22 protein-coding genes and 1 tRNA gene are annotated in these 23,724 nt (G+C 61.2%); 8 read left to right on the top strand and 15 right to left on the bottom strand.

Annotation, left to right across the window (positions count from 1 at the left end):
* Positions 1-44: 44 nt before the first annotated feature.
* The 5 genes from clpP to RY831_RS21940 all read right to left on the bottom strand — a co-directional run bounded on the left by clpP (position 45) and on the right by RY831_RS21940 (position 6,622).
* Complete coding sequence (clpP, locus tag RY831_RS21960) at positions 45-671, bottom strand: ATP-dependent Clp endopeptidase proteolytic subunit ClpP (RefSeq protein WP_326508516.1); 627 nt, start codon at positions 669-671, stop codon at positions 45-47.
* Between the two features lie 33 nt (positions 672-704).
* Positions 705-2,054, bottom strand: coding sequence for a trigger factor (tig, locus tag RY831_RS21955; protein WP_326508515.1), 1,350 nt, complete (start codon positions 2,052-2,054; stop codon positions 705-707).
* Between the two features lie 29 nt (positions 2,055-2,083).
* Positions 2,084-2,170: transfer RNA gene (locus RY831_RS21950), tRNA-Leu, on the bottom strand.
* A gap of 199 nt (positions 2,171-2,369) precedes the next feature.
* A complete protein-coding gene (locus RY831_RS21945; RefSeq protein ID WP_326508514.1) occupies positions 2,370-5,474 on the bottom strand; it encodes an efflux RND transporter permease subunit in 3,105 nt (1,034 codons plus the stop codon).
* Positions 5,471-6,622, bottom strand: a complete 1,152-nt coding sequence (locus tag RY831_RS21940; protein WP_326508513.1) for an efflux RND transporter periplasmic adaptor subunit — start codon at positions 6,620-6,622, stop codon at positions 5,471-5,473. Before RY831_RS21940 ends, RY831_RS21945 begins: the two co-directional genes overlap by 4 nt.
* A gap of 145 nt (positions 6,623-6,767) precedes the next feature.
* Between RY831_RS21940 and hpnC the strand changes: the two genes are divergently transcribed.
* Genes hpnC through hpnE form a run of 3 tightly spaced genes read left to right on the top strand, consistent with a single transcriptional unit; the run spans position 6,768 to position 9,817 of the window.
* Positions 6,768-7,610, top strand: a complete 843-nt coding sequence (gene hpnC / locus RY831_RS21935) for a squalene synthase HpnC (protein ID WP_326508512.1) — start codon at positions 6,768-6,770, stop codon at positions 7,608-7,610.
* A gap of 30 nt (positions 7,611-7,640) precedes the next feature.
* A complete protein-coding gene (gene hpnD, locus RY831_RS21930; protein WP_326508511.1) occupies positions 7,641-8,474 on the top strand; it encodes a presqualene diphosphate synthase HpnD in 834 nt (277 codons plus the stop codon).
* On the top strand, positions 8,474-9,817 hold the full coding sequence (gene hpnE, locus RY831_RS21925; RefSeq protein WP_326508510.1) for a hydroxysqualene dehydroxylase HpnE: 1,344 nt from the start codon (positions 8,474-8,476) through the stop codon (positions 9,815-9,817). Before hpnD ends, hpnE begins: the two co-directional genes overlap by 1 nt.
* An 11-nt stretch (positions 9,818-9,828) precedes the next feature.
* Here hpnE and radA read toward each other — a convergent pair whose 3' ends face one another.
* Complete coding sequence (gene radA, locus RY831_RS21920; protein ID WP_326508509.1) at positions 9,829-11,196, bottom strand: DNA repair protein RadA; 1,368 nt, start codon at positions 11,194-11,196, stop codon at positions 9,829-9,831.
* 42 nt (positions 11,197-11,238) lie between these two features.
* Positions 11,239-12,315: an alanine racemase gene (gene alr / locus RY831_RS21915; protein WP_326508508.1), complete on the bottom strand. Its 1,077-nt coding sequence runs from the start codon at positions 12,313-12,315 to the stop codon at positions 11,239-11,241.
* Positions 12,316-12,469: 154 nt separating this feature from the next.
* On the opposite strand from alr, the gene lplT reads away from it, so the two are divergent.
* Positions 12,470-13,732, top strand: coding sequence for a lysophospholipid transporter LplT (lplT, locus tag RY831_RS21910; protein WP_326508507.1), 1,263 nt, complete (start codon positions 12,470-12,472; stop codon positions 13,730-13,732).
* A gap of 54 nt (positions 13,733-13,786) precedes the next feature.
* Here the strand turns inward: lplT and RY831_RS21905 are convergent, their stop codons facing one another.
* From RY831_RS21905 to tsaB, 4 genes are read right to left on the bottom strand one after another with little or no spacing between them, the layout of a single operon-like run.
* Positions 13,787-14,770, bottom strand: a complete 984-nt coding sequence (locus RY831_RS21905) for a DUF1853 family protein (RefSeq protein ID WP_326508506.1) — start codon at positions 14,768-14,770, stop codon at positions 13,787-13,789.
* Between the two features lie 20 nt (positions 14,771-14,790).
* Positions 14,791-15,645 (bottom strand): uracil-DNA glycosylase, encoded by an 855-nt coding sequence (locus tag RY831_RS21900; RefSeq protein WP_326508505.1) that lies wholly within the window; start codon positions 15,643-15,645, stop codon positions 14,791-14,793.
* The gene (gene rimI / locus RY831_RS21895) at positions 15,642-16,133 is read right to left on the bottom strand and encodes a ribosomal protein S18-alanine N-acetyltransferase (RefSeq protein WP_326508504.1); all 492 of its coding nucleotides are present in this window, start codon (positions 16,131-16,133) and stop codon (positions 15,642-15,644) included. Before rimI ends, RY831_RS21900 begins: the two co-directional genes overlap by 4 nt.
* Complete coding sequence (tsaB, locus tag RY831_RS21890; RefSeq protein WP_326508503.1) at positions 16,130-16,813, bottom strand: tRNA (adenosine(37)-N6)-threonylcarbamoyltransferase complex dimerization subunit type 1 TsaB; 684 nt, start codon at positions 16,811-16,813, stop codon at positions 16,130-16,132. Before tsaB ends, rimI begins: the two co-directional genes overlap by 4 nt.
* 118 nt (positions 16,814-16,931) lie before the next feature.
* Between tsaB and RY831_RS21885 the strand changes: the two genes are divergently transcribed.
* Both RY831_RS21885 and RY831_RS21880 read left to right on the top strand, forming a co-directional pair.
* Positions 16,932-17,129 carry a YjfB family protein gene (locus tag RY831_RS21885; RefSeq protein ID WP_326508502.1) on the top strand — a complete coding sequence of 66 codons (198 nt, stop codon included), beginning with the start codon at positions 16,932-16,934 and terminating at the stop codon, positions 17,127-17,129.
* 131 nt (positions 17,130-17,260) lie between these two features.
* Positions 17,261-17,698 carry a thioredoxin family protein gene (locus tag RY831_RS21880; protein ID WP_326508542.1) on the top strand — a complete coding sequence of 146 codons (438 nt, stop codon included), beginning with the start codon at positions 17,261-17,263 and terminating at the stop codon, positions 17,696-17,698.
* Positions 17,699-17,721: 23 nt separating this feature from the next.
* On the opposite strand, the gene RY831_RS21875 is transcribed toward RY831_RS21880, so the two are convergent.
* Positions 17,722-19,980 (bottom strand): xanthine dehydrogenase family protein molybdopterin-binding subunit, encoded by a 2,259-nt coding sequence (locus RY831_RS21875; protein WP_326508501.1) that lies wholly within the window; start codon positions 19,978-19,980, stop codon positions 17,722-17,724.
* A gap of 108 nt (positions 19,981-20,088) precedes the next feature.
* Here RY831_RS21875 and RY831_RS21870 point away from each other — a divergent pair, with 108 nt between their 5' ends.
* Positions 20,089-20,688: a MarC family protein gene (locus RY831_RS21870; protein ID WP_326508500.1), complete on the top strand. Its 600-nt coding sequence runs from the start codon at positions 20,089-20,091 to the stop codon at positions 20,686-20,688.
* Between the two features lie 19 nt (positions 20,689-20,707).
* Here RY831_RS21870 and RY831_RS21865 read toward each other — a convergent pair whose 3' ends face one another.
* Both RY831_RS21865 and RY831_RS21860 read right to left on the bottom strand, forming a co-directional pair.
* Positions 20,708-21,067, bottom strand: a complete 360-nt coding sequence (locus tag RY831_RS21865) for a hypothetical protein (protein ID WP_326508499.1) — start codon at positions 21,065-21,067, stop codon at positions 20,708-20,710.
* Positions 21,068-21,191: 124 nt separating this feature from the next.
* Positions 21,192-21,950 carry a sulfite exporter TauE/SafE family protein gene (locus RY831_RS21860; protein ID WP_326508498.1) on the bottom strand — a complete coding sequence of 253 codons (759 nt, stop codon included), beginning with the start codon at positions 21,948-21,950 and terminating at the stop codon, positions 21,192-21,194.
* Between the two features lie 187 nt (positions 21,951-22,137).
* On the opposite strand from RY831_RS21860, the gene RY831_RS21855 reads away from it, so the two are divergent.
* Complete coding sequence (locus tag RY831_RS21855; protein WP_326508497.1) at positions 22,138-23,040, top strand: LysR family transcriptional regulator; 903 nt, start codon at positions 22,138-22,140, stop codon at positions 23,038-23,040.
* A 176-nt stretch (positions 23,041-23,216) separates the two neighbouring features.
* On the opposite strand, the gene RY831_RS21850 is transcribed toward RY831_RS21855, so the two are convergent.
* Positions 23,217-23,420 carry a cold-shock protein gene (locus RY831_RS21850; RefSeq protein ID WP_088707577.1) on the bottom strand — a complete coding sequence of 68 codons (204 nt, stop codon included), beginning with the start codon at positions 23,418-23,420 and terminating at the stop codon, positions 23,217-23,219.
* Positions 23,421-23,724: the final 304 nt, after the last annotated feature.

The following is a 23,724-nucleotide window of genomic DNA, read 5'->3' as shown; positions in this document are numbered from 1 at the left end:
CCGAACGCGAGACGTCCGGGCGTTCTTTCGCTTGGACGGTCGACTTAGACGCGGGTGGTCAGCACCTTGTCAATCAAGCCATAATCAGCCGCTTGCGCAGCAGACATGAAATTATCTCTGTCTGTATCCTTGGCGATTTGTTCCACGTCGCGGCCGGTTTTTTCTGCAAGGATGGTGTTCAAGCGTTCACGCAGGTAAAGAATTTCACGTGCCTGAATCTCGATATCACTCGCCTGCCCCTGGGCGCCGCCCAAGGGCTGATGGATCATGATGCGGGAATTGGGCAGCGAAAAGCGCTTGCCCTTGGCGCCGGCGGCGAGAAGGAAGGCGCCCATCGAGGCGGCAAGACCGGTGCACAGCGTCGAGACGTCCGGCTTGATGAACTGCATCGTGTCGAAAATCGCCATGCCTGCCGAGACGGAACCGCCAGGAGAATTGATGTAAAGGGAAATATCCTTGTCAGGATTTTCACTTTCCAGGAACAGCAGCTGGGCGACGATCAGGTTGGCCATCTGGTCATTGACCGGACCCACCATGAAGATCACGCGTTCTTTGAGCAGGCGCGAATAGATATCGTATGCGCGCTCGCCCCGGCCGCTTTGTTCAATCACCATCGGCACCATACCGAGCATTTCCGTATCGAGTGCCGAATTTCTAATCATGCCTGACATGTGCTTTCCTTTTGGAGTGCGCAGGGTCGGAGTTTAGCCCTGTGCGTTGTTGCCCATCAACTCGTCGAAGGGGATGGCCTTCTCAGTCACCTTCGCCTTACCGAGTACATAGTTAACGACGTTTTCTTCCAATACAAGAGCTTCGACTTCAGCAAGGCGGCGGCGGTCGCTGAAATAGAACTTGAGTACCTGCTGAGGATCTTCGTAGCTCTGTGCGAATTCTTCCACTTGTGCCTTGACCTGGTCTTGTGTCGCTTCAAGCTTGTTGGCTTTGACGACTTCGGCCAGGATCAGACCCAGGCGTACACGACGCTCTGCCTGCGCGGTGAACAATTCCGGCGGGAACGGCATGTCCTTGACGTTCATGCCGCGCTGCGCCATGTCCTGACGGGCCATTTCCATCAAGCGCTCGACATCCTGGTCGATCAGCGCCTTGGGAACGTCCAGTTCCGAAACCTTGATCAGCGCATTCATCACGCTGTCCTTGGTGCGCGCCTTGACGCGGCCATTGACCTCGCGCTCGAGATTGACCTTGATGTCTTCACGCATCTTGCCCAGGTCGCCGTCTTCGATGCCCAGCGATTTCGCGAATTCGGCATCGACTTCAGGCATGTGCGCCCATTCGATCTTCTTCACGGTGATGGTGAACTCGGCGGTCTTACCGGCCACGTCCTTGCCATGATAATCCTCGGGGAAGGACAGCGGGAAGGTCTTGGATTCGCCGACCTTCAGGCCGGTCGCTGCCGCTTCAAATTCGGGAAGCATGCGGCCTTCGCCGAGCACGAACGGGAAGTCTTCCGCCTTGCCGCCCTGGAACTCGACGCCGTCAATCTTGCCGACGAAATCCAGCGTGACGCGATCGCCGCTTTGCGCGGACTGGTCCGCACCGCCATCGCCATGCGCGCCCTGCTCGCCCTTGACGTGATAGTGAACGCGCTGCTTGCGCAGGATGTCGATGGTCTTGTCGATCTCGGCATCGCTGACATCGCTCTTGATCTTCTCGACTTCGACGTCGGCCAGCTCGCCGACCTTGACGTCCGGGTAGATTTCGAATGTCGCATCGAAGGCAACCGTGCCCTCGGCCACGCCGTCGCCCGACTTCGGCTCGATCTTCGGATAGCCCGCCACACGCAGGTTGTTTTCGCTGGCAGCCTCGCTGAATGCGCGTCCGACCTTGTCGTTCAGGACTTCAGTCTCGACCTGAAAACCGAACTGCTGCGCAACCATTTTCATCGGCACTTTGCCGGGACGGAACCCTGGTGCCTTTGCGGTGCGCGCGCGGATTTTCAGGCGCTTTTCCACTTCCGCCTGTACGTCCGCCAGCGGCAGTGTGATGGTGATGCGGCGTTCGAGTTTTTCCAGGGTTTCGACTGCAGTTGCCATGTGAATCGTCCAAAAAATGAAATATGCTGTGGTGCGAGGAGGGGGACTCGAACCCCCACACCATTGCTGGCGTCAGGACCTAAACCTGGTGCGTCTACCAATTTCGCCATCCTCGCGGGAATGTGCTCTGTGCTCCGATACGGGCGTTGAATTGCAGAAAAGCAGAGGGCGACCATGAAGTGAATCCGGTCGCCCCCCAGAGTGCCTTGTTATTAGCTCTTCAACTTCAACCGCGCATTTTACTGGATTTTTCCCTGTCCTGTCCCGATTTTTCATCAAGCGGAATCCGGGCGGCGGCGAATATCCATCCTGGTTTCATGGAATGACCGCGACTTCCGGTTCCGGTTTTTTGACTCTGAACCAAGTGGCGTATAGCGCCGGCAGGAACAGCAGGGTCAAGGCGGTGGCAATCACCAGCCCTCCCATGATGGCCACGGCCATCGGTCCCCAGAACACCGAGCGCGACAGGGGAATCATTGCCAGTACCGCGGCAGCGGCCGTTAGAATGATCGGACGGAAACGGCGAACGGCCGATTCCACGATGGCATTCCATGGGGCCTCACCCTGCGCGATGTCGTGCTCGATCTGGTCAACCAGGATGACGGAATTGCGGATGATCATGCCGAACAAGGCAATCACGCCGAGCTGGGCGACGAAACCGAACGGACGTTGCAGCAGGAGCAGGGCCATGGCGGCACCCGCCACGCCGAGCGGCCCGGTGAGAAAGACCAGCAAGGCGCGCGAGAAGCTGTGCAGCTGCAGCATCAGCAAGGTGAAGATGATGAAGATCACCAGCGGCACGTTGGCGGCGATGGATTCCTGTGCCTTGCCGCTGTCGGCGGCGGCGCCCGCCAGTTCGATCCGGTAACCGGCAGGCAGCGCGGCGCGTACCTTGTCGAGCGCGGGGTTGATCTGGCTCGATACGGTCGGTCCCTGGATGCCGTCGACCACGTCGGACTGCACCGTGATTGCCCATTCCCTGCCCTCTCTCCAGACGACGCCCGGCTCCCACACGAAGCTCACCCGTGCGACCTGCGCCAGCGGAATTGCGCGTCCGCTGGACGACTGAAGGTTTGCCTGCTGCAACGCGGTGATGGTCGAGCGTTCCTCAACTGGCTGCCGCACCACGATGTCGATCAGCTTATTGTCTTCACGGTATTGCCCCACCGTCGTGCCGGTCAGGATCGTATTTGCGGCACGCATCAGACTCTGAGAGCTAACCCCCAGCGCGCGCAGCTTGTCCTGGTCGACATCGAGGCGGACGACCTTGACCGATTCGTTCCAGTTGTCGTTGACGCCTACCGCATTGGGATTGGCGCGCATGATTTCCTTAACCTGGTCGGCGATCGCACGCACCTTGTCCACCTCGTAACCGGTGACGCGGAATTGCACCGGATAGGGAACCGGCGGCCCGTTGGGCAGCAACTTGACCCGGCCTCGGACGCCTGGAAAATCGCTTTCGAATACTTGCGCAATTTTCAGGCGAAGCGCTTCCCGTGCTTTCAGGTCCCGCGCCAGGACCACGATCTGCGACACGTTCGTCTGCGGGAAGATCTGGTCCAGCGGCAGGTAGAAGCGCGGGCTGCCCGTGCCGACATAGGACGTTACGCTTTCCACACCGTCCTGCTTGCCGATGAAGGCTTCGAACTTTTTCGCCTGAGACTCGGTGGCCTTGAAGGAACTGCCTTCGGGCAGCCACATTTCCACCATCAGCTCGGGGCGACTGGAATCGGGGAAGAACTGCTGCTCGATAAACCTGAAACCGATCACGCCCAGCAAAAAGACGCACAAGGTCAGGAGTATCGTGGTCTTGCGCCATTCCACGCACCAGTTGACGATGCGCCGGAAGCGGTTATAGAACGGGCTGTCGAACAGTTCATGATGGCCACCCGCATCGGAAGCGGGCTTTACCTTGAGCAGGATGTAGCCGATGTATGGCGTAAACAGCACCGCCACGAACCAGGAAATGATCAGCGCCAGCGCGTTGACCGAAAACATTGAAAAGGTATATTCGCCGGCAGCCGATTTCGCCAGCCCGATCGGCAGAAATCCGGCCGCGGTAATCAGCGTGCCCGTCAGCATCGGCATTGCAGTGGATGTATAGGCGAACGTGGCCGCGTCGAAGCGTGAAAAGCCCTCCTCCATCTTGCGCACCATCATTTCGACGGCGATGATGGCGTCATCTACCAGCAGCCCGAGCGCAATGATGAGCGCGCCAAGCGAAATCTTGTGGAGATCGATGTTGAAGATGCGCATGAACAGAAAGGTTACCGCCAGCACCAGCGGGATGGTCAGCGCAACGACCAGGCCGGGACGTACGTCTAGACGCAGCGGTTTCGTATGCAAGCCCAGTGCGATGAAACTGACCGCGAGGACGATGAGGACCGCTTCCGCCAGCGTGCGCAGGAATTCATTGACGGACGAGGAAACCGCCTTCGGCTGATCCGACACCCGCTGCAGTTCGATCCCGACCGGTAGCTTGGCTTTGAGCAGGTCGACGGTGGCTTCCAGATTGCGGCCGAGCGCGATGATGTCGCCTCCTCTCTCCATGGAGATGCCGAGGCCGATGACTTCCTTGCCGTTGAAGCGCATCTTGTCCTGCGGCGGGTCCTTGTACTCCCGCCTGACGGTGGCGAAATCGCCAAGGCGGAAGGTGGTCCCGTTGGCGCGCAGTTCCAGGTTCTCCAGCTCCCTGGCAGACGCCATCGCCCCCGTCACCCGCACCTGCAGGTTGTCGGTCGGCGTGACGAGCACGCCGCTGGCTTCGACCGCGTTCTGCGCATTGATCTGATTGACGATGGCGTCAAAACCGATGCCGAGCTGGGCGAATTTCTTGTGCGAGAATTCGATGTTGATCTTTTCATCCTGCACGCCGAACATTTCCACCTTGGATACCGACGGCACCTTCAGGAACTGCTGCCGCACGAAATCGGCATAGTCCTTCATTTCCGAATAGCTGAAGCCGTCGGCCGAAATGGCGAAGATTGATCCGTAGGTATCGCCGAACTCATCGTTGAAGAAGGGTCCCAGCACGCCGCCGGGCAAGGTATTGCGTATGTCGCCGATCTTTTTCCGTACCTGGTACCAGGCGGCCGGCACGTCCTTCGGCGGCGTCGATTCCCGCAGTTGCAGGATGATCAGGGTTTCCCCCGGCTTGGAATAGCTGCGGATCGTGTCGATGTAAGGCGTTTCCTGCAACTTCTTTTCCAGCTTGTCGGTGACCTGTTCTGCCATCTGCAGGGATGTGGCACCGGGCCAGATCGCCCGCACCACCATCGCGCGGAAGGTAAAGGGAGGATCTTCGTCCTGGCCGAGACGCCCATAGCTCAAGACGCCGCCGATCAGCAGGGCGACGATCAGATAACGCGTGAGCGGAATATGTTCGAGCGCCCAGCGCGAGAGATTGAATCCGCCTTTCATTTAGCGGCTCCGGCAGAGGATCCGCTCGCCGCGCTCACCGCGACTTCCTCGCCGAGGATCTTCACCTTCTGGCCGGACTTGAGCAGATTGACGCCCGCGGTCACCACCGTCTGCCCGGGCGCGACCCCGCCGGACACCAGGATGTCATTGTCGGCGGTACCTGCGACCTGCACCGGAGCAAGCCTGACCGTGCCGTTCTCCACCACCCATACCGCGGTATTGGACTTATCCTGGAACAGTGCGGTGAGCGGCAGGCGCATCGCGGCATTCGCGGACTTGGCGGCAAATGCGACATAGGCGGTCATGCCAAGCTTGACGTTTTCCGCCGATGCCGGAATGGAAACCTTGGCGGTATACGTACGTGTCACCGGATCGGCGACCGGAGAAATTTCGCGGATCTTCCCGGGTATGATCCGTTCCCGCTCGGCCCAGGTCCGTACTCGCACATCGGTCACGCGACGCAAATCTTCGACCCTGTCTTCGGGTATGCCGATGACGATTTCCCGTTCCCCGCCCTGCGCGAGGCGTACCACCGGCGCGCCGGCCGCCACCACCTGCCCTGCTTCGGCGTCGATGCTCGTGACGATGCCGTCCGCATCAGCATGAAGCACTGCGTAGCCGGCCTGGTTCGACTGGTTGCGATAACCGGCCACGGCCTGATCATAGCTGGCTTGCGCGGCCTTGAAGGCGGTCTCCTTGCTATCGAGGACCGCCTGGCTGACGAAATTCTTTTCGCGCAGGTCCTGGTAGCGTTTCAGCTCCGCCCGGGCGAGGTCGCGGTTGCTTTCGGCGGCCTTCAGGGCGGCATTTGCCTGTGCCTGGGCCAACTGCAGGTCCTGCGGATCGAGCTGCATCAATACCTGGCCGCGCTTGACCACGGAGCCGACCTCGACTTTGCGAGCGACGATTTTTCCGCCCACCCGAAAACCGAGGCGCGACTCGTAGCGGGCCCGCACGTCCCCGGAAAACTCGGCTACGGTGTCGATGTTGCCCGACTCCAGCTTCATGACCCGTACCGGGCGCACGTCCTCGGTTTTCTCGACCGGTTTCGAGCAGCCGCCGAGCAGGAGAAGTCCCGCGCATGCCAGAATGGCGAGCTTTTGAGGGAAAAGTCGTGCAGAGCCGAATGGTTTTGTCGAAGCGACCACGGTGATTTCCTTTACTATTCAGAGCTGAGTTGCCTGGCTTGCAATGTTATCCGGGAACTTTTTAATGACCAGGCGGTTAGTAATTATAAGCAGCTCGTTTTCGTTTGCATATGACTTTTTAGTCAGTTAGTGACCGACGTAACCTATGCCAGTAGAACATTACGAAAATTTTCCTGTCGCATCGCTGCTTCTGCCGGCCCGGCTTCGGCCCGCGGTCGAAGCGATCTATGCGTTTGCCCGCAGCGCCGACGACCTTGCCGACGAGGGCGACGCATCCGATTCGGAACGGCTTGCCAGCTTGAATTCATACGTTGCGGCATTGGAGACCATGGCGCATGGCGATGCTTCGATACCGCCCCTGTTTCACGCCCTTTCCAGGGTCGTTGCCGATTACCGGCTCCCGCTTGCGCCTTTCCATGACCTGCTTTCGGCCTTCAAGCAGGATGTCGTAACCAAGCGCTACGCCGATTTCGACAGCCTGCTCGATTATTGCCGCCGTTCCGCCAACCCGGTCGGCACGCTGATGCTTCATCTCTACGGCGCAGCCGATCCGGCCAGCCTGCGCGAGTCGGATGCCATCTGTTCTTCGCTTCAGTTGATCAATTTCCTGCAGGACGTGGCGGTTGACTGGAACAAGCGGCGCGTTTACCTGCCGCTGGAAGACCTGCATCGATTTGGAGTTTCAGAATCTCATATCGAGAACGCCACAATGGATGACGCATGGCGCGCCCTGATGGCGTTCCAGGTCGAGCGTGCACGGGGCATGATGCTGTCCGGCGCTCCGCTGGCGTTTCGCCTGCCGGGCCGCATCGGCTGGGAACTGCGGCTCATCGTGCAGGGCGGCCTGCGCATCCTGGAACGTATTGAAGCCAACGATTACGATGTATTCCGTCGCCGTCCGCAGCTGGGGCCTGTTGACTGGCTCGCCATGCTCTGGAAAGCCGGGCGCATGAAAATACGTTTGTCGCGCATGGCGCATGTCGGCTAGCATAGCGGCTTTGATCAGCTCCCCGATTTCATGTCGCCCGACGAATACTGCCAACAAAAAGCCGTACAAAGCGGCTCCAGCTTCTATTACAGCTTTCTCTTCCTGCCGGCGGAACGCCGCCGCGCGATCACGGCGCTGTATGCGTTCTGCCGGGAAGTCGACGATACCGTCGATGACTGCACCGATGCCGGCATTGCGAGAAACAAGCTGCAATGGTGGCGCCAGGAAGTCCAGGCGACGCTGAAAGGAACGCCCAGCCATCCCGTGATGCAGGCGCTGCAGCCGCACATGGCAACCTATGCGCTCGACCCCAAGCATCTGCTGGCCATCATCGACGGCATGGAAATGGACCTGGACCAGACCCGCTACCTCGACTATCCCGGACTGAAACGCTATTGCTGGCACGTGGCGAGCGTGGTGGGGATCCTTTCCGCCAGCATTTTCGGCGCCACCCAGCCGCAGACGCTGCAGTACGCGGAAAAGCTCGGACTGGCCTTTCAGCTGACCAACATCATCCGGGACGTGGGAGAAGATGCACGCAAGGGTCGTATCTATCTGCCGGTCAATGAACTGCAGCAATTCCACGTTACCGCAGCCGATATCCTGAATGCGCGGCACAGTGAAAATTTCGAAAAGCTGATGTCTTTCCAGGCCGAACGTGCAAAGGCCCTCTATGAAGAGGCCTTCGCCCTTCTGCCCGCCGCCGACAGGCGCGCCCAGCGCCCCGGCCTGATCATGGCCGCGATCTATCGCACGCTGCTCGACGAAATCGAGCGCGACCGCTTCCAGGTGCTGAACCAGAAGATTTCGCTGACGCCGATCCGCAAGCTCTGGCTTGCCTGGAAAACCTACATCCGCGCCTGATGAAACGAGTCGCGGTCATCGGCGGAGGCTGGGCCGGCTGCGCCGCGGCGGTCGAGCTTGCCCGCCGCGGCATGCCTGTCTCGCTGTTCGAAGCGGCAAGGAACCTTGGCGGGCGTGCCCGCATGGTCGAGCTCAACGGACGCAAGCTCGACAACGGCCAGCATATCTTGCTTGGCGCCTATGCCGAAACCTTGCGCCTGCTCGGCAACGTCGGCCTCGCTTCCTCCGACGTCCTGCTGCGCCTGCCCCTGCAGATGCGCTATCCGCCCGGCCAGGGCGGCATGGATTTCGTCACGCCCCGCCTGCCCGCGCCATGGCACATGCTGATCGGGCTGCTGCGTGCCAATGGCCTGCGTCGCGAGGACAAGCTGGCGCTTGCGCGTTTTTCCACCACCGCGCGCTGGATGGACTGGCGGCTCAACATCGACTGCAGCGTCAGCGAACTGCTGGACCGCTTCGATCAGACGGCCCGCCTGGTTCAATTGATGTGGCGGCCCTTGTGCATTGCCGCCCTGAACACGCCGCCGGAACGAGCTTCCGCGCAAGTGTTCCTGAATGTCATGCGCGACAGCCTTGGTGCCAGGCGGGCTGCATCCGACATGCTCATACCGCGGGTCGATCTGTCCGCCCTGTTTCCCGCGCATGCCGCGGCTTTCGTCGAGCGTCATGGTGGAAGAGTACATTGCGGCCTGGCCATCAGGCGCATCATCGCCGCGGACGGCAAATGGCGGCTCGACATGGGCGATGCGCAGGCAGGCAGCGGCGCGGCCTCCAATGCCGTGTCCAGTGCCACCTTCGATGCCGTCATCGTAGCCACGTCCGCATGGCAGGCGGCCAGCCTGCTTGCGGGTCACGCGGAAACGGCATCGCTGACATCGCTTGATCATGAGCCCATCACCACCTGCTTCCTGCAATACCCGCCGCAGGTGCGGCTGGCGCAGCCGCTCCATGCACTGATCGACGACGGCGATATCGGACATTGGGGCCAATTCGTTTTCGACCGCGGCCATCTCGATGCGGAACAGGCAGGACTGCTCGCCGTGGTGGTCAGCGCCTCCGGCGCGGCCATTGCGGATGGACATGATGCGCTTTCGGCAGCGGTCGCCGCGCAGCTGGCGGAGGTCTTGCAGCGCCCCGAACTGGCGTCTCCGCTGTGGAGCAAGCTGATTTCGGAAAAGCGGGCGACCTTCGCCTGCACGCCCGGCTTGCAGCGGCCATCGAATGAAACTGGCGTCGAAGGACTGCTGCTCGCCGGCGACTATACCGCCGGCGACTATCCTGCGACCCTGGAATCGGCGGTGCGCAGCGGCGTGCGTGCCGCTTCGCTGGCCGCCGCCGGTTAGATCTACTAGATTTACTCGTCCCGCAGCCGGTTGAGCGCTTCGTCGATGCGTTCGACGCCGATCACCTTCAATCCCTCGATGGCCTGCTTCGGCGCATTCGCCTTTGGAATCAGCGCGATTGAGAAACCGAGCTTGGCCGCTTCGCGCAGCCGCTCCTGCCCGCGCGGCGCGGGGCGTATCTCGCCTGCGAGGCCGACTTCGCCGAACACCACCAGCCCGCGCGGCAGCGGCTTGTTGCGCATCGAGGAATGAATCGCCAGCAGGACTGCGAGGTCGGCGGCCGGCTCGGTGATCTTGACGCCGCCGACCGCGTTGATGAACACATCCTGGTCGAAGGCGGCGATCGATGCATGCCGGTGCAGGACCGCCAGCAGCATCGCCAGCCGGTTCTGCTCCAGGCCGACCGACAGCCGGCGCGCATTGGGCACATGCGAGGTATCGACCAGTGCCTGGATTTCCACCAGGAGCGGACGCGTGCCTTCCTGCGTCACCATGACGCAGGAGCCCGGCACCTGGTTATCGTGCTGGGACAGGAACAGCGCCGATGGATTCGACACGCCCTTCAAGCCCTTCTCGCTCATGGCGAAGACGCCGAGTTCATTGACTGCGCCGAAGCGGTTCTTGAACGCGCGCACCAGGCGGAAGCTGGAATGGGTATCGCCCTCGAAATACAGCACGGTATCGACGATGTGTTCCAGCACGCGCGGTCCGGCCAGCGCCCCCTCTTTCGTAACATGGCCGACCATGATGATGGTGATTCCCGACTGCTTGGCGACACGGGTGAGCTGCGCCGCGCATTCGCGCACCTGCGCCACCGAGCCCGGCGCTGACGTCAGGGCATCCGAATAGATGGTCTGGATGGAGTCGATGACAGCGACCTGCGGCTTGTGCTCCGCCAGCGTATTGAGAATTTTTTCCAGCTGGATTTCCGCCTGCAGCTGCAATTCCCTGGCATCGACCGCGAGACGCTTGGCGCGCAGCGCGATCTGTGCGCCGGACTCCTCGCCGCTGACGTACAGCGTCTTCTTGACGCGCGAGAGGTTGGCCAGCGCCTGCAGCAGCAGCGTCGACTTTCCAATGCCGGGATCGCCGCCGATCAGCACCACGCCGCCGGCGACCAGGCCGCCACCCAGCACGCGGTCGAATTCCTCGATGCCGGTGCCGAAGCGCGGCACGTCGATGGCTTCGATGTCGGACAGGCTCAGGACCGGCGAGCTTTGCGCCAGCCCCTGGTGCTGCCCGGAGAAACGGTTGCCGGCGGGCTCGACGAGCGTCTCCACCAGCGTGTTCCACTGTCCGCACGACGGGCACTGGCCGGCCCACTTGCTGGCGACACCGCCGCATTCCGTACAGGTGTAATTGGTTTTCTGCTTTGCCATTGCGATTTGACCTTTTATTTAAGCTTTTATCTGACCTTGTCTTTATGCCTCGATAACGGGCACACGGGGCGCCAGCGCGCACATCAACTCATAGCCGATGGTCCCTGCGGCATCGGCCACCTCGTCGATGGATACATGCCTGCCCCACAATTCGACCTTGCTGCCGAAGCCGGCATCGGGCAATTCGGTCAAATCCACCGTAATCATGTCCATCGAGACCCGTCCGACCAGGCGGGTACGGTTGCCGGCGACCATGACCGGCGTGCCGGCCGGCGCATGGCGCGGGTAGCCGTCGGCATAACCGCCCGCCACCACGCCGATGATCATGGCCTTGTCGGCCACGAAACGGCTTCCGTAGCCGACCGCGTCGCCCGCCTGGATGCGCTGGACGCCAATGATTTCGCTTTCCAGCGTCATTGCCGGCTGCAGTCCGAACTGCACGGCCGTTTTGCCGCCCGGTGTTCCGCCGTACAGCATGATTCCCGGCCGTACCCAGTCCGCGGCCACCTCCGGATGGCTGAGCACCGCGGCGGAATTGGCGAGGCTGCGCCGTCCTTCGAGGCCTGCGCTCGCCGCCTCGAAGCGGCGAACCTGTTCGGCCATCGGCATGGCGGTGTTGGATGCATCGTCCGCATTGGCGAAGTGCATCATTAAAGTGATGCTTCGCACGGCGGGGATGGCTTGCAGCCTCAGGTATGCCGCCCGGAATTCATCCGGTTTGAAGCCCAGCCGGTTCATGCCGCTGTTCATTTTCAAATGCACGTCGACCTGCTTGTCCAGGCTGGCTTTTTGCAGCATGTCGATCTGCTCGCAGCAATGGATGGTGAACTCGATTTCGCGCGCGGCCAGTTCGGGCAGGTCCGATTCATCGAAAAAGCCTTCGAGCAGCAGGACCGGCTTGCTCCATCCCATGTCGCGCAGGCGCAGCGCCGCGTCCACCTCGATCAGGGCCAGGCCCTCTGCGGCGTCGAAGGCTTGCATTGCGCGGGACAGACCATGCCCGTAGGCATTGGCCTTGACCACCGCCCATACCCTGGATCGGGGCGCCAACTGTTTGGCGATGCTTAGATTGTGCCGCATTGCAGCAGGATGGATTCGGGCGACGATCGGTCTTGGCATGAGCTTGGAACTATTGGCTGTGAGACATTTTGTGAAGGTTTATTCTACTGGACGGCCGGACGGGCATGCCTACCAAATGCCTGTCCGCCAGGATTTTCATGGTATAAAGCAAGCCGGAGACAGTTGAGAAACATGGGTACCCCTCAATATGCGGATGAATCGCGGTTTTTACACCATCATGGCAGCGCAGTTTTTTTCCTCGCTTGCCGACAATGCTCTCCTCATCGCGGCCATCGCACTGTTGACAGCCATGAATTCCCCGGCGTGGATGACGCCGCTGCTCAAGCTGTTCTTCGTTCTCTCGTATGTCATCCTAGCCGCATTCGTCGGCGCCTTTGCGGATTCCCTTCCCAAGGGCCGCGTCATGTTCGTTACGAACCTGATCAAGATCACCGGCTGTAGCCTGATGTTTCTGGAAGTCCATCCGCTGTTCGCCTATGCCGTGGTCGGCTTTGGCGCGGCGGCGTACTCGCCGGCCAAGTACGGCATTCTTACGGAATTGCTGCCTCCCGAGAAACTGGTGGCGGCTAACGGATGGATCGAAGGCCTGACGGTCATTTCCATCATTCTCGGCACGGTGATGGGCGGCGCGCTGGTCAACTCCCAGATTTCGAGCGCGCTGCTTGCGTTCGATTTTCCGCTGATCGATACCGGCATCGATACAGCGGCCGAAGCGGCCTTGTCGGTCATCATGGTGACCTATGTGCTGGCAGCGGTCTTTAACCTGCGCATTCCGGATACCGGCGCACGGTATCCGCATCAGGAACGCAACCCCGTCAAGCTGATCGCCGATTTTGCAAATTGCTTCACCACTTTGTGGCGGGACAAGCTGGGCCAGATTTCCCTTGCCGTGACCACCCTGTTCTGGGGCGCCGGCGCTACGCTGCAATTCATCGTGCTCAAGTGGGCGGAAAAGTCGCTCAACATGCCGCTCGACAAGGCTGCGATCCTGCAGGGCATCTTTGCCGTCGGCGTGGCTGTCGGCGCAACGGCGGCGGCCCGTTTCGTTCCCCTGAAACGGTCGCTGACCGTGATGCCGCTCGGCGTGGCGATGGGCCTGATCGTATGCACCATGACCCTGGTGCATACGGTGTGGCTGGCCTATCCACTGCTGGTGCTGGTCGGCGTGCTGTCAGGCTATTTCGTGGTGCCGATGAATGCGCTGCTGCAGCACCGCGGGCATGTGCTATTGAGCGCCGGGCATTCCATCGCTGTACAGAACTTTAATGAAAATCTCTCGGTGCTGACCATGCTCATGCTGTACGCGCTGATGGTCAAGATCAACCTCGACATCAATATCGTCATCGTGCTGTTCGGCCTGTTCGTCTCGGGCACCATGCTGCTGGCCATGCGCAAGCATGCGGCGAATCAGCGGGAACATGATTCGCTGTCGCTGATCGGGGAACACAAGCACTGATTTCCGCCGACCGGCGTTTTCCTGCCGGCAGCGTCCCGGTATGAGTCGCGCTTATCACGCTGATCCGGCGTGCCGGATACGAACTTCTGCACGGCTGCGCCAGTCGTCCGGCACGATGAAGCCGCGATCGGTCTCCAGCAGGCAACCCTGCCCGCCTTCCCCATCTTCTTCCAGCAATGCCACCAGCACCGGCGCGTTGTTGTTCTGAAAATGCAGATCCAGCATCTGCATCAGCACCTCATGGCTCAATGCGGCCGAGATCGGCAGCTTCGCCGGCGCAAGCCAGTCGAGCCGCGCCAGCACCGCATAGTGGCGAGCCGACAGTTGCCGTGCTTCCTGCAGCGCGCACCAGAATCCCTTGCAATGGCCGTGTGAAATTCCTTCGGGCTGCGCCGGCAGCGGCGTTTCGCCGTGATAGAAAAGCCATCCCTTGATCAGCGCCTGTGCAAGGCTGACCGGTTGCGGCAATTGCTCCTGTGCGGCGGGATGCTTCGACAGCATCAATTGCTGATCCATGATCTTGCGGATCTTCGCTCCCAGCGTATCGGCCAGGTTGGGACCGACAAAGTAATCAGCCTCTCGCCCGTGACCGGCCGACTCCAGCAGATAGAGCTTGGTGGCGAATTCCCAATGCACCAGCGCATCGCCTTGCCACAGCAGGAAATCGAACTCGCCGATGGTCTGGTTCTTCGCGGCGCGCACCTGCACGCCATGGGCATGCAGCAGCCGGTGGTGTTCCAGGTAGAACGCCATCAGCTGTTCCGCATATCGTCCCAGTCGCGTATGCGGATGCAGCTCCAGGCATAAGTGCAGCGCTTCAGGCTGCGCATCCAGTTCAGTCAGCCAGGCGCGGACAGCGCCATCGACAGGGCCCAGGCTGGCCACACGGCCCTGCCATTCCTTCGCACCGGGATCGAGAAGATCGGGTGCATCGAGCAGCCACGCCAGGGTGCGGACATGCGGATTGTTGAGGTGATTCCATCGCTGATGGAATTGGGTTTGAAAGCGTTTCCTGCGCGGCGCGGCCAACTTGCTCAATTCATCCGGCTCATTCGGGCTCATTCGGCTAAATCTGCGCTGGCAAAGGTGGCCATGGCCAGGCTAAGGTCTTCCCAGGATTTGCGTTTGTCCGCCATGTTGCGCAGCAGATAGGCGGGATGGTAGGTGACAACCAGCGGCAGTCCGGCATAGCGATGGACCTTGCCGCGCAGCCGGGATACCGGCGTATCGGCATCGAGACCCAGCAGCGCGAGCGCGGCGGTTTTTCCGAGGGCCACCAGCATGGTGGGCTGGATCAGCGCAATCTGCCGCTCCAGGTAAGGCAGGCAGGCTGCCACCTCGTCCGGTGTCGGCGGCCGGTCGCGGCCATTGTCGTCGGTAGGACGGCATTTGACGATGTTGGCGATATAGGCATTGTCGCCCCTGCGCAGCCCCATGGACACCAGCATGTTGTCGAGCAGCTTGCCGGCCTGGCCGACGAAGGGTTCGCCCTTCAGATCTTCATTGCGGCCCGGTCCTTCGCCGATGAACAGCCAGCGCGCTTTCTCGTCGCCGACACCGAATACCGTCCTGGTCCGGCCCCGGCACAGGTCGCATTTGACGCAGCCCGCGACATTCGCCTTGAGCGCGGCCCAGTCCATCTGCGCCACGTCGGCAGAATCCGGTGCGCTTGGATGCACGGGCAAGCCGGCCTCCTGCGCCGGCATTGCCGGGATTGACGGGATTGACGGCCGTGCCTGGCGCTGCATGCCGGCGTTTTCCACGGCGGGAGCGTGGCCAGTGGCAGGCGCTGCAAATGCGTCTTCCTGCACAGGTGGCGCATCCGGGATAGCCTGCGCATCGCGCCGGGTCCATAACGGACCGAGGCCCATCTCGTCGAGAAATGCGTTCCGGCGCCCCGAATTTGCGCTCATAGATGAAACCTCATGACGATGGCATCCTCGCGCATGCCATTGGCGGCGGGGTAATAGCCCTTGCGTCTGCCGATCTCGGCAAAGCCGTAACGCCGGTACACGTCCAGCGCACGCTGATTGGATGGCCTGACTTCGAGCAGCACCGATGCCATGCCCTTCTCCCTTGAGAGCGCAACGATGCGGTCGAGTTGCATGCGTCCGATGCCATGGCCATGCAGATCGCGGCGTACGCTGATGTTGAGCAGATGGGCTTCATCGACAGCAAGCATCACCAGGAAATAGCCGGCAAGCAATCCGGATGATTCGCGCAGGGTCCAGCTTTCATAAGCGCTGTAGAGCGAATCGAGAAAGTTGCCGCGTGTCCATGGATGCGGATAGACATCATTTTCGATAGCCAGCACGTCCGACAGATCCCCCACCCGCATGGGCGCAAAGCGCAGGGATTCCGGCGCGGGAGATTCGGCAACCACCTTGTAGACGGCATTCATGCGGCAGCTTTCGCCAGGCGCTCCGCCGTGGTCAGGGCCACCTTGTTGCGCAGATAGATCGGCCGGGCGTCGCGCGCGTGGATACTGCAGCCCGCCAGCAGTTCTCCGTGCGCGAGCGTGGCTACCTGGGCGGCATGCGGTACGATGCCCTCGCAGACCGTGAAGCCCTTGTCCGCCAGCGCTGATGCATAGGCGAGCAGGCCGTTGCCGCACGCAGTTACCGTGCCGGATGCCGCCACGATGGAGGCGGAGGCAAGTGCCGGTGCGGTCACCGTCTGCCAGCCGTTGTCGAAGCGATATTGCGCCCAGTAGACTTCTTCCATGCGGGCGTCGAGCATGACCATCACGTCATCGGCGCCGCAGCGTTCACGGCAGGCCTGCGCCATTGCCTGCAGGGTCACCACGGGAACCACCGGCAGATCTGCGCCGAAGGCCAAGCCCTGGGCCACGCCGCATGCGGTACGGACGCCGGTAAACGATCCGGGGCCGGCGCCGAAGGCAATCGCATCGCACCGCGACAGCGGCATGCCTGCCTCGGCCAGCAGCTGCTGCACCATGGGCAGCACGGATTGGGAGTGCGTCTGTACGCCGGCACTGTCGCGCGCGAGGAGCCTGCCATTGTGCAGCAAGGCGGCGGAAGCAAGATCGGAAGATGTTTCGATGGCAAGAATGGTACGCATGCCGTTATTTTACCGTGCCGCCGGGCTTCGACGGCGCGCGCAATCAGCAGAATCCGGCCTCATTTCCTAAAGCTTGGCGTTCCCGTGCCGTTACCAAGGGTAATCACAGGAGAAACGCATGGAAGTCACGGATATCGCCAGACTCGCAACCACGATGGCATCGACCGCCACCTCGCAGGCGGTGAATGTCGCCGTAATGAAAAAGGCAATGGATATCCAGGCCAGCAGCGCCGCCGCACTGCTGCAGGCGCTGCCGCCAGTGTCGTCTGCCAACCTGCCGCCCCATCTCGGCCAGAACATCAACACCACCGCCTAATCTACCTCGGCCGTTCATTTGCAAAGGATGTCCGGGGTGCCCGCAATGCATGCAGGGCGCACCGGCAAGCGGCATGCGGGTCCTTGCCTTACAATGAGGCTCCCGCTGAATGCCACTTGCTGCTCTCTCCCATGTCCTGGACCGGCTTTACCCTCGATGACGACAATCGCACCCAACTCGCCCAATGGCTGGACGATGACACCTGGGTGATCGCCTGCCTGTGCGCGGCCTGGTGCGGCACTTGCGAAACCTATCGCGCCAGCTTCGAACAGCTGGCCGCGCGGCATCCCGACAAGCGGTTCGCATGGATAGATATCGAAGACCAGGCCGACTTCATCGGTGAAATCGATGTCGACAACTTTCCCACGCTTTTGATCCAGCGCGGCGGCCATGTCGCCTTTTTCGGCACGGTATTGCCGGACATGAAGATCGCCGACCGGCTGATCTCGGCACAGGCCGAGAAAAGCGGGCAGCAACTGCAAGCCGAAGCCGGCCTGTCGGAGGAACGCCGCGAATGGCAGCGCAGCCGCAACCTGCGCACACTGCTGGACAACGCGGACGCTGCCTGAAATCCGATTGCCTTGCCGACCGGCTATGCCAGCCGGAGAGGCAGGCTGCGCAGGCGCTTCCCGGTCAACTTGAATACCGCATTGGCCACTGCAGGGGCGATCGGCGGCGTGCCGGGCTCTCCCACGCCCTCCGGCGGCGCCGCACTCTTCATGACGATGGTATGCACCTCCGGGGCCTGGTTCATCCTGAGTACCGGATAATCGTGGAAATTCTGCTGCCGCACCCTGCCTTCCTCGATTGTCACCTCACCGAACAGCGCCGCGCTCAGGCCGAACACGATGCCCGACTCCATTTGCTGAGCGATGATGTTCGGATTGACCGCCAGGCCGCAATCGATTGCGCAGGTGACCTTGTGCACGCGGATTTCGTTATCTTCGATGGAAACCTCGGCCACCTGCGCCACGATGGAACCGAATGACTGGTGCAGGGCGACTCCGTGCGCCCTGCCCTGTCCGGCATGGCCCGCCTGCCTGACTGCCGCATCGAGCACGGCGAGATGCTGCGGATGGCGCTGCAGGAGGCTGCGGCGAAACTCGACTTCATTCCTGCCGGCGGCGTGCGCCAGTTCGTCGATGAAGCTTTCCTTGAAAAACGCATTGTGCGAATGACCGACCGAACGCCAATATCCCAGCGGCACAGGCGTGGGCACGGCGACATGCGCTATGCTCTGGTGGATGAATTCATAAGGCATGTCGAATGCGCCTTCGGCCGTGGTCTTGTCGGGACCAATGCCGGTGAAACCCAGCGTGCGCGCCAGCACCTGATGCGTGATCGCACCCGAGGCCAGCTTGTTCCGGTAGCTCACCACCCTGCCCGCCCTGTCCAGCACGGCGGTGAAACGCGCCAGTGCCGCCGGCCGGTACATGTCGTGCATCATGTCCTCCTCGCGGCTCCATATCACCTGCACCGGCAGGCCATTGGCCTGCGCGGCGATGGCGACGGCCTGGGCGATCATGTCGGTCTCGAGCCTGCGTCCGAAGCCGCCGCCGATGTAAGTCACATGCAGTTCGACGTTCGCGGCATCCGTTTTCGCAATGCGTGCAGCCGCATTGATGGCGAGGCTGGGCACCTGGGTGGGAACCCAGAGCGTGACCTTCCCATCCTTGACCTGCGCGGTGCAATTGACCGGCTCCATTGCCGCATGCGCGAGAAACGGCGCCCGGTATTCCGCCTCCACGGTTTTCACGCCGGCCTTCATCGGATCCGGCTCGCCCGCTTCATGGTACACATAGCCCGAATCCGCATTGATGCGCGCTTCGAGTTCGCGGAACACGCTTGCCGTCGACAGGCCGGCGTGCGGGCCGGGATTCCATTCGACCGGCAAGGCAATCGCGGCCTGCCGCGCCTGCCACCAGGTTTTTGCCACAACGGCCAGGCCTGCCATGCCAGCCGCCGCACCGGAAAAATCGACCACGCTCACCACGCCCGGCATGCCCCTGACCGCATCGGCATTGAATGCGCGCACGGTGCCGCCGATGGTCGGCGCCATCCTCACCGCGGCATGCAGCATGCCCGGCGGGCGGACATCCATGCCGAACGCGGCTGTTCCATTGACCTTGGCGATGGAATCGCGCCGAAGCTGCGGCGTGCCGATCAGCTTGAATTGCTCTGGGCTCTTGAGGCGGATGACGGCGGGCCGGCTGCCGAGCGCCTTTTCCGCGAGATCTGCATAGGCGGCGCGCCTGCCGTCGGCATGCAGGACGGTGCCGGCCTCGGTGCGGCAATCGGCGGAGTCGGCATTCCATTCGGCGGCCGCCGCCGCCACCAGCATGGCACGCGCAGCGGCGCCGGCTTCGCGCATCGGAATCCATGCGTCCTTGACCGACGTCGAGCCGCCGGTGATCATCAAGCCGAGCTCGCGCGCGGCCTTGCCAGTGAACCAGCGCATGGTCTCCTTGAGAGTCCCGGCGCCGTCCGGATGAAACGGCAGACTATCGGTGAGCACCGCCATGTTGCCGAAGATCCTGTCGATCGGGGCCTGCTGGATCCTCACCCGTTCCAGCGGCACATCGAGCTCTTCCGCTACCAGCATCGGCAAGGCGGTGAACACGCCCTGGCCCATTTCGCACTGCGGCATGGCGATGGTCACGATGCCGTCGCGCGCCATGCGAATCCAGCCGTTGAGCATGATTTCGCCTTCCTTCGCGGGCAAAGGGGTCGACAGCTGCAGGCGCTGCCGCGGCGGCATGATGCCCCAGCCGACGACGAGCGCGCCGGCGACGCCCAGTCCGCCAAGCAGAAACCGGCGGCGGGATTTCCTTTTTGCTTCGGTGGATCGCATATCTCGTCCGTATTTTGTTCTGTGACCTTTATGGCATGCTACGACATTCGCCGTCCGGCAGGGTACGTTCGCACCCGGCGTCGTTCGATTTCAACAGCCTAACAAGCCATGACCGAGAATTTTTTCCAAGCCTTCATCATTCTGCTGCTCGTCACCGACCCGTTCGGCAACGTGCCGCTGTTCGCAAGCGCCCTGTCCAATGTGCCGCCGGCGCGACGGGGAAAAGTGATTTTCCGGGAATGTGCGATCGCGTTTCTGCTCCTGCTGGTGTTCATGTTCTTCGGGCGGCATTTCCTCAATGCCCTGCAGCTTACCGACATCGCCTTGCGCATCGGCGGCGGCGTCATCCTGTTCCTGATCGCGCTGCGCATGGTATTTCCGCAGCCCGGGGGGGTCTTCGGCGATGGTGGTGAAGCGGGCGAACCGTTCATCGTGCCGCTCGCCGTTCCGGCCTTGGCGGGCCCTTCGGCATTGGTGACGGTCCTGCTTTTTTCGTCCACCAGCACCGTGGAAACGATGCTGCATGTGGGTGTCCTGCTGGCGGTCGCGGTGATCTGGCTGGTGGTGCTGCTGAGCGCCGAGCGCATGCAGCGCGTGCTTGGCACCCGCGTCATGACGGCATTCGAACGCCTGATGGGATTGATCCTTACCGCGATGGCGGTCGAGATGCTGCTTGCCGGTATCCGCGCCTATGTGAAGTCGCTTTGAAGCGAATTGTTCAATTGTTCTAAAGGCTCCGGCGCAGCCAGTCGCCGAATTCCCGGTCGGAGCATTGGCCGGCTTCCAGCCTGTGCAGCATCTGCAGCCGCTCCTCGCTCGGCGCGGAGATGTCCCATCCGTTCTGCAGGAGGAAGAGTTCCATCGCAAGCAGGCCGGCACCTGCATTGGCTTGCGAAAATGGCGCGTACTCCAGCATGCCGCGCATGTATGCCACGGCGATGTCGGCGATGTCGGCGTCGCCGGCCGCGGCGACGGTGAGCGGATGCAGCAAGGCTGCTTCGAGCCTGCCGCGCTCGTGTGGCGCCGCACCATGCGCATCCGCATAGGCAAGCAGCAAAGCATCGGCGTCGATCGAGCGCAGATTCATTTCACCCCCCTTTGCCCAAAAGCTTGCACGCATATTCAAAGGGCTGCATTGAGGGGGCTTAAGCGGTTTTCGCGCAACGCTTCTGTCGATCCGGCGCAGTGACATCACATCACCCGGGATTGAATCAGAGTGTCTTGTAGAAGTAAAACACCGTCAGCAGCATGCCTACGGTAATGATGAAACGGCGCAGCCACAGTGCCGGGATCTTGCGCGCGATAGTGGCTCCCCAGTAACCGCCGAGCGTCGCCGTGGCCAGCATGATTAGGGTATAGGGCCAGTCGACCGCGCCGGCCGCGACGAAAGTCAGCACCGTCACGCTGTAGATAATGGCCGACAGCAGATTCTTGATGGCGTTGATCTCGTGGACGTCGTCATGGCCGGCCATGGCAAGGCTTGCCAGCATCAGGATACCCATTCCGGCCCCGAAGAAGCCGCCGTAGACCGACACCACCGCCTGCCCGGCAAGCGAGCTTGGGCTGTTGCCGGGCTTGCCGGATTCCGTGCCGCGCAGCCAAGAGGAAATCTTCCCGGAAAAGGCGAACAGGATCGTGGCGAACAGCAGCAGCCAGGGGATGAGCTTCGAGAAGGTGGCATCCTTGGTCGAGAGCAGCAGGAGTCCGCCTCCGATCCCGCCGATGAAGGAAACGATCCCCATGGGAATCAGGTAGCGCTTGTATCTTGCCAGTTCCTTGCGGTATGCCCATGCGCCGGACAGGCTTGCCGGCCAGAGCGCCACCGAATTGCTGGCGTTCGCCGCTACCGGCGGGACGCCAACGGCCAGCAGGGCCGGAAAGGAAAAGAAGGTGCCGCCGCCGGCCACCGAATTCATCGCTCCCGCGCAAAAAGCCGCGATGCCCACGAGTGCGATTTGCCAGCCTGTCATTGATGATCTCCGTTGTTTCGTAATATTTGCGTTCCACAAAGGCACGCGGTTCTGCAGCCATGGCTTTGCTTTCTCCAGTTCAACCGCTTCTCCGCTTGCGCAAGTATATTAAATATAATTAAGCAAAGGCTGAACGATTAATCACTTTATTATTGCGTTTTAATATCAAATCCCCTATCTTCCGGGCATGGACCAGTTCAAGCAAATTTCCACGTTTGTGGATGTCGCTGCCAAGGGCAGTCTGTCGGCGGCGGCGCGTGCCGAAGGAATCGCGCCGGCGATGATCGGGCGCAGGCTTGATGCACTGGAAGAAAGGCTTGGCGTCAAGCTGCTTCAGCGCAGCACGCGCAAGATTGCACTGACCAACGAAGGCATCGCCTTCCTCGACGATTGCCAGAAGATCCTGGCGGACCTGGAAAATGCGGAAGCCGCCGTATCCGAGCGCAGCGCAAGGGCCAGCGGTCATCTGCTCATTTCCGCGCCCGCCGGTTTCGGCCGCCAGCACGTCGCACCGCTCATCCCTTCTTTTTTGGCCGAGCATCGCGATGTTGCGGTAACGCTGAATCTGAATGACCGGGTGGTGGACCTGATCGGCGAAGGCATCGACGTGGCCATCCGCATTGCGGCATTGTCGGATTCGAATCTGATCGGGGTCAAACTGGCGGACAACAAGCGCGTTGTCGTGGCCTCACCGTCTTATCTGAAGCGCCATGGCACACCCGCGTCGCTGGACGACCTTGCCAAGCACAACTGTCTGGCAATGAGCAGCGAAGGGAGCCAGCGGGGCTGGACCTTCCGTCAGAATGGCAGGAATGTCACTTTCAAAGTGGGCGGAAACATGGTGTGCAACGACGGGGCCGTTCTGCATGAATGGGCCTTGTCCGGCAAGGGCCTTGCGTGGCGCTCGATGTGGGAAGTGGGCAGCGCCATCGAGGCCGGCCAGCTCGTCACGGTACTCGACGAATTCGCGGCGCCCGGCAATGATATCTATGCGGTATTTGCACAGCGGCGCCATCTGCCATTGCGCATCCGTGCATTCGTGGACTTCCTGCGGCATGCCTATGCTGCGCCCGACTACTGGCGCAAGTGAGCGATGCTGAAACGGGATTGCAGGTCTTTCACTGGAATCCGGTCATGCGCGGGATCGCACTTCCAGCTGGGTAGCGAATAGTATTGAAGCAATCCGGTAGACCGTGCAGATGATGCGCAGCACGAAAAAAACCCCGGCATGCCGGGGTTTTTCATTGCGCGTGGATCAGCTTGCTATTACAGCGGCTGGATCGCGGAAGCCTGCTTGCCCTTCGGGCCAGTCGTGACTTCGAAAGAAACGCGCTGATTTTCCTTGAGCGATTTGAAGCCATTGGACTGGATCGCGGAGAAGTGCGCGAACAGATCTTCGCCGCCTTCGTCCGGAGTGATGAAACCAAAGCCTTTAGCGTCGTTGAACCATTTAACAGTACCTGTTGCCATTACTTACATTCCTATCAGTTAAATTGGGCTTGCGCCCGGGTCGATCCTTTGAAGCAAGAAAGAAATGACAGACAAATACTGCACTACTAGTTCAAACTTCAATCGGTGCGGTCATTGTAACCGATATGCCGTCCATGGTTGAATAAATTTTAGTTTTTTCTCATGTCGGCCATGCGAGGTTTTCGGTGGCTTTTCATAGGGAAAAGCATGCATTCCAGCATCATCGTTCCAGGCATGAATGCTGCATCGGGCAACGGACCAATTTGACTCGGAGTTGCTGATTCATGTCTATCCATACCACGCC

The sequence above is a fragment of the Noviherbaspirillum album genome (genome assembly GCF_035916955.1).
GTDB lineage: Bacteria > Pseudomonadota > Gammaproteobacteria > Burkholderiales > Burkholderiaceae_D > Noviherbaspirillum > Noviherbaspirillum album.
This window is presented reverse-complemented; position numbering and strand designations above follow the sequence as displayed.

What these genes read in the sequence shown, in the direction of transcription:
- clpP (WP_326508516.1), bottom strand. Translation starts at nt 671, where the DNA reads ATGTCAGGCATGATTAGAAATTCGGCACTCGATACGGAAATGCTCGGT.
- tig (WP_326508515.1), bottom strand. Translation starts at nt 2,054, where the DNA reads ATGGCAACTGCAGTCGAAACCCTGGAAAAACTCGAACGCCGCATCACC.
- RY831_RS21945 (WP_326508514.1), bottom strand. Translation starts at nt 5,474, where the DNA reads ATGAAAGGCGGATTCAATCTCTCGCGCTGGGCGCTCGAACATATTCCG.
- hpnC (WP_326508512.1), top strand. Translation starts at nt 6,768, where the DNA reads ATGCCAGTAGAACATTACGAAAATTTTCCTGTCGCATCGCTGCTTCTG.
- hpnD (WP_326508511.1), top strand. Translation starts at nt 7,641, where the DNA reads ATGTCGCCCGACGAATACTGCCAACAAAAAGCCGTACAAAGCGGCTCC.
- hpnE (WP_326508510.1), top strand. Translation starts at nt 8,474, where the DNA reads ATGAAACGAGTCGCGGTCATCGGCGGAGGCTGGGCCGGCTGCGCCGCG.
- radA (WP_326508509.1), bottom strand. Translation starts at nt 11,196, where the DNA reads ATGGCAAAGCAGAAAACCAATTACACCTGTACGGAATGCGGCGGTGTC.
- alr (WP_326508508.1), bottom strand. Translation starts at nt 12,315, where the DNA reads ATGCCAAGACCGATCGTCGCCCGAATCCATCCTGCTGCAATGCGGCAC.
- lplT (WP_326508507.1), top strand. Translation starts at nt 12,470, where the DNA reads ATGAATCGCGGTTTTTACACCATCATGGCAGCGCAGTTTTTTTCCTCG.
- RY831_RS21900 (WP_326508505.1), bottom strand. Translation starts at nt 15,645, where the DNA reads ATGAGCGCAAATTCGGGGCGCCGGAACGCATTTCTCGACGAGATGGGC.
- rimI (WP_326508504.1), bottom strand. Translation starts at nt 16,133, where the DNA reads ATGAATGCCGTCTACAAGGTGGTTGCCGAATCTCCCGCGCCGGAATCC.
- tsaB (WP_326508503.1), bottom strand. Translation starts at nt 16,813, where the DNA reads ATGCGTACCATTCTTGCCATCGAAACATCTTCCGATCTTGCTTCCGCC.
- RY831_RS21885 (WP_326508502.1), top strand. Translation starts at nt 16,932, where the DNA reads ATGGAAGTCACGGATATCGCCAGACTCGCAACCACGATGGCATCGACC.
- RY831_RS21880 (WP_326508542.1), top strand. Translation starts at nt 17,261, where the DNA reads ATGTCCTGGACCGGCTTTACCCTCGATGACGACAATCGCACCCAACTC.
- RY831_RS21875 (WP_326508501.1), bottom strand. Translation starts at nt 19,980, where the DNA reads ATGCGATCCACCGAAGCAAAAAGGAAATCCCGCCGCCGGTTTCTGCTT.
- RY831_RS21870 (WP_326508500.1), top strand. Translation starts at nt 20,089, where the DNA reads ATGACCGAGAATTTTTTCCAAGCCTTCATCATTCTGCTGCTCGTCACC.
- RY831_RS21865 (WP_326508499.1), bottom strand. Translation starts at nt 21,067, where the DNA reads ATGAATCTGCGCTCGATCGACGCCGATGCTTTGCTGCTTGCCTATGCG.
- RY831_RS21860 (WP_326508498.1), bottom strand. Translation starts at nt 21,950, where the DNA reads ATGACAGGCTGGCAAATCGCACTCGTGGGCATCGCGGCTTTTTGCGCG.
- RY831_RS21855 (WP_326508497.1), top strand. Translation starts at nt 22,138, where the DNA reads ATGGACCAGTTCAAGCAAATTTCCACGTTTGTGGATGTCGCTGCCAAG.
- RY831_RS21850 (WP_088707577.1), bottom strand. Translation starts at nt 23,420, where the DNA reads ATGGCAACAGGTACTGTTAAATGGTTCAACGACGCTAAAGGCTTTGGT.